3 protein-coding genes and 1 pseudogene are annotated in these 2,775 nt (G+C 69.0%); all 4 read left to right on the top strand.

The window, feature by feature from the left end; all coding sequences use genetic code 11:
* Window positions 1-20: 20 nt before the first annotated feature.
* On the top strand, window positions 21-806 hold the full coding sequence (locus QN345_RS17745; protein WP_323508991.1) for an ABC transporter ATP-binding protein: 786 nt from the start codon (window positions 21-23) through the stop codon (window positions 804-806).
* Window positions 806-1,618 carry an ABC transporter permease gene (locus QN345_RS17740; protein ID WP_134448927.1) on the top strand — a complete coding sequence of 271 codons (813 nt, stop codon included), beginning with the start codon at window positions 806-808 and terminating at the stop codon, window positions 1,616-1,618. The genes QN345_RS17745 and QN345_RS17740 overlap by 1 nt, the downstream gene beginning before the upstream one ends.
* Window positions 1,618-2,469, top strand: a complete 852-nt coding sequence (locus tag QN345_RS17735; RefSeq protein ID WP_322189636.1) for an ABC transporter permease — start codon at window positions 1,618-1,620, stop codon at window positions 2,467-2,469. Before QN345_RS17740 ends, QN345_RS17735 begins: the two co-directional genes overlap by 1 nt.
* Window positions 2,470-2,532: 63 nt before the next feature.
* Window positions 2,533-2,775 (top strand): annotated as a pseudogene (locus tag QN345_RS17730) (hypothetical protein); the annotation flags it as partial.

Here is a 2,775-nt window from a genome sequence, read left to right as displayed (position 1 = left end):
CCGGTGTCCAGAGCAACGCTCTGGGCACCGGCCTCCACATTTCCGGGCTCCACAAGGTCTTCACCGTGGGCCGGAAGGAAGTCTCCGCGCTCGAGGACGCGACCCTGCACACCGACAAGGGCAGTTTCCTGTCGCTGCTCGGCCCGTCCGGCTGCGGGAAGTCCACGATCCTGCGCATCCTCGCCGGCCTCGAGGAGCCCACGAGCGGCACCGCTAAGGTCGACGGCAAGACGCCCGCCGAGCTGCGCAGCGGCCACGAACTCGGCATCGCCTTCCAGGACGCCGCGCTGCTGCCCTGGCGCAGCGTGCGCGGCAACATCAAGCTTCCCTTCGAGGTCGCACGGATGCCCGTCGACGAGGACTACGTCTCCGAACTGATCAACCTGGTCGGCCTCAAGGCCTTCGAACACGCCAAACCCGCGCAGCTCTCCGGCGGAATGCGGCAGCGGGTGTCCATCGCCCGGTCGCTCGTGCTGAAGCCCTCCGTTCTGCTGCTCGACGAACCCTTCGGCGCCCTCGACGACATGACCCGCCAACGCCTCAACATCGAACTCCTCAGGATCTGGACCGAGAAGCCCGCGACCACGATGATGGTCACGCACGGCATCTCGGAGGCCATCTTCCTCTCGGACCAGGTCGCGGTGATGAGCCCCCGACCCGGCCGCATCAAGGAGGTCATCGACATCGACCTGCCCCGTCCGCGGCATCCGGACATGATGCGCTCCCACGAATTCCACGCCCTGCACGACCGCGCCTCCGAACTGCTCTTCAGCCCCGACGCCCTCTCCGTGGCGGAGACGGACTGATGCGCGGTCTCGCCTCGTTCCGCACGCTCCCGGCCTGGGCGACCGGGCTGATCGGCGTCGTCGTCGTCATCGTCCTGTGGTGGCTCGGCGCCGCCACGATTTTCCGCGGCATCGGCACCGTACCCGGCGGGGCGATCCCGACACCGGGCGCCGTCGTCGCCCAGCTCGTCTCGGACGGGTGGGCGTTCTACCTGTCCCACGTGTCGATCACCGTGGGTGAGGCGATCGTCGGCTTCCTCTGGGGCAATGCGGCCGCGCTCGTCCTCGCCGGCCTCGTGCTCGTCGTTCCCCGGATCGAGAAGGTCGCGCTGCAGATCGCGGTCATCACGTACTGCATCCCGATCGTCGCGATCGGCCCGATCGCCTACATCGTGATCGGCGCCCCGCGCGGCGGTGAGCTTTCCGGCACCGCGATCTTCCTCGCGGCCATGTCCGTGTTCTTCACGACCGTCGTCGGTTCCCTCGTCGGTCTCAAGGCCGCGACCCCCGCGAGTCTCGACCTCGTCACCGTCTACGGCGGCGGACGGTTCATGCAGCTCCGCAAGGTGCGGCTGATGGCCGGGCTGCCGAGCGTGCTCTCCGCCCTGCAGATCGCGGCCCCCGCCGCGCTGCTCGGCGCGATCCTCGGCGAATACCTCGGCGGCGTCGACCGTGGCCTCGGCATCGCGATGCTCGCGGCCGGGTCCGCGGCGAACGTCGACAGGGTCTGGGGGCTCGCGCTCGTCGCCGGTCTCCTCGCCGGCCTCGGCTACAGCCTCTTCGGACTGATCAGCAAGCTCGCGACACCCTGGCTGACTGGACGGAGCTCCTGATGGCCCTCGAGACCATGTCGGCGGCCCGCCCGCCGAGCGCAGCGAAGGTCGCCCGCGGCCTCGGCGCCGTCATCGGGCGCGCCGCGCTCACCGGCCTGATCACCCTCGTCATCGTCCTCGTCGCCTGGCAGGGCCTGATCCTGCTTCTCGGGGTGTCCCCGTTCATCGCCAAGGGACCCCTTGACGTCTGGAACTGGCTGTTCACCGTTCCGAACGCCGCCGTCAACCGCACGACGATCCTGACCAACCTCACCGTCACCCTCGGGGATGCCTTCCTCGGCTTCGTCGCCGGCCTCGTCGTCGCCCTCGTGCTTGCGATCGCGTTCACGCTCTCCCGCGGTATCGAGAGCGCGCTGATGCCGATCGCGCTGCTGTTGCGCTCGGTGCCTCTCGTCGCCCTCGTGCCGGTGATCAGCCTGATCACCGGGCGCGGACCGAGCCTCGTCGTCGTGATGGGCGCAATCGTGGTGCTGTTCCCCGCGCTCGTGAACATCGCGTTCGGGCTGCGGTCGTCGTCGCCGCAGATCAACGACGTCATCGCGGTCTACGGCGGCAACGCCTTCACGGCGCTCCGCAAGGTCGCGCTGCCGAGCTCGCTGCCGTCGTTCTTCGCGGCCGTCAAGATCTCGATCCCCGGCGCGATCACCGGCGCGCTCCTCGCCGAATGGCTCTCGACCGGACAGGGCCTCGGCTACGGCATCGTGATCGCCGTCGCCCAGGTGAAGAACTACGAGGTGTGGGCATCCGTCGTGGCGATCACGCTTGTGTCGATCGTGCTGTACGGCGTCGCGCAGCTCGTGGAGAACCTCGTGCTGCGCCGGATGGGCATGGAGAGCAGCACCGGGGCCTAGCCTCGCGCTCGGCGGTTGCGACAGCCGTAGTGGGCGCATCGGCGCGGGACTACTGTTCCTGGCATGGAGACGTCACAGAACCGTAAGCCGATGGGCAGTCTCAAGACTCCGACCCCGTTGCTCAAAGCACTGGCCGCCCAGCTCGGGCATCCGAGCGGGTGGCGAGGGCGGCTGGTGGGGCGGATGCTCAACCGACGCAACCGGGGAATCATCCGCGCCGCCGTGGACGCACTCGAGGCCACGCCGGATGCCCGGCTCGCCGATGTCGGTTTCGGCGGCGGTGTCGGGATCGAGCTGCTGCTCGAC

It is taken from the genome of Cryobacterium sp. 10I1, from assembly GCF_035019805.1.
GTDB lineage: Bacteria > Actinomycetota > Actinomycetes > Actinomycetales > Microbacteriaceae > Cryobacterium > Cryobacterium glucosi.
This window is presented reverse-complemented; position numbering and strand designations above follow the sequence as displayed.

Coding starts and splice junctions, on each gene's coding strand:
- QN345_RS17740 (WP_134448927.1), top strand. CDS start 806: ATGCGCGGTCTCGCCTCGTTCCGCACGCTCCCGGCCTGGGCGACCGGG.
- QN345_RS17735 (WP_322189636.1), top strand. CDS start 1,618: ATGGCCCTCGAGACCATGTCGGCGGCCCGCCCGCCGAGCGCAGCGAAG.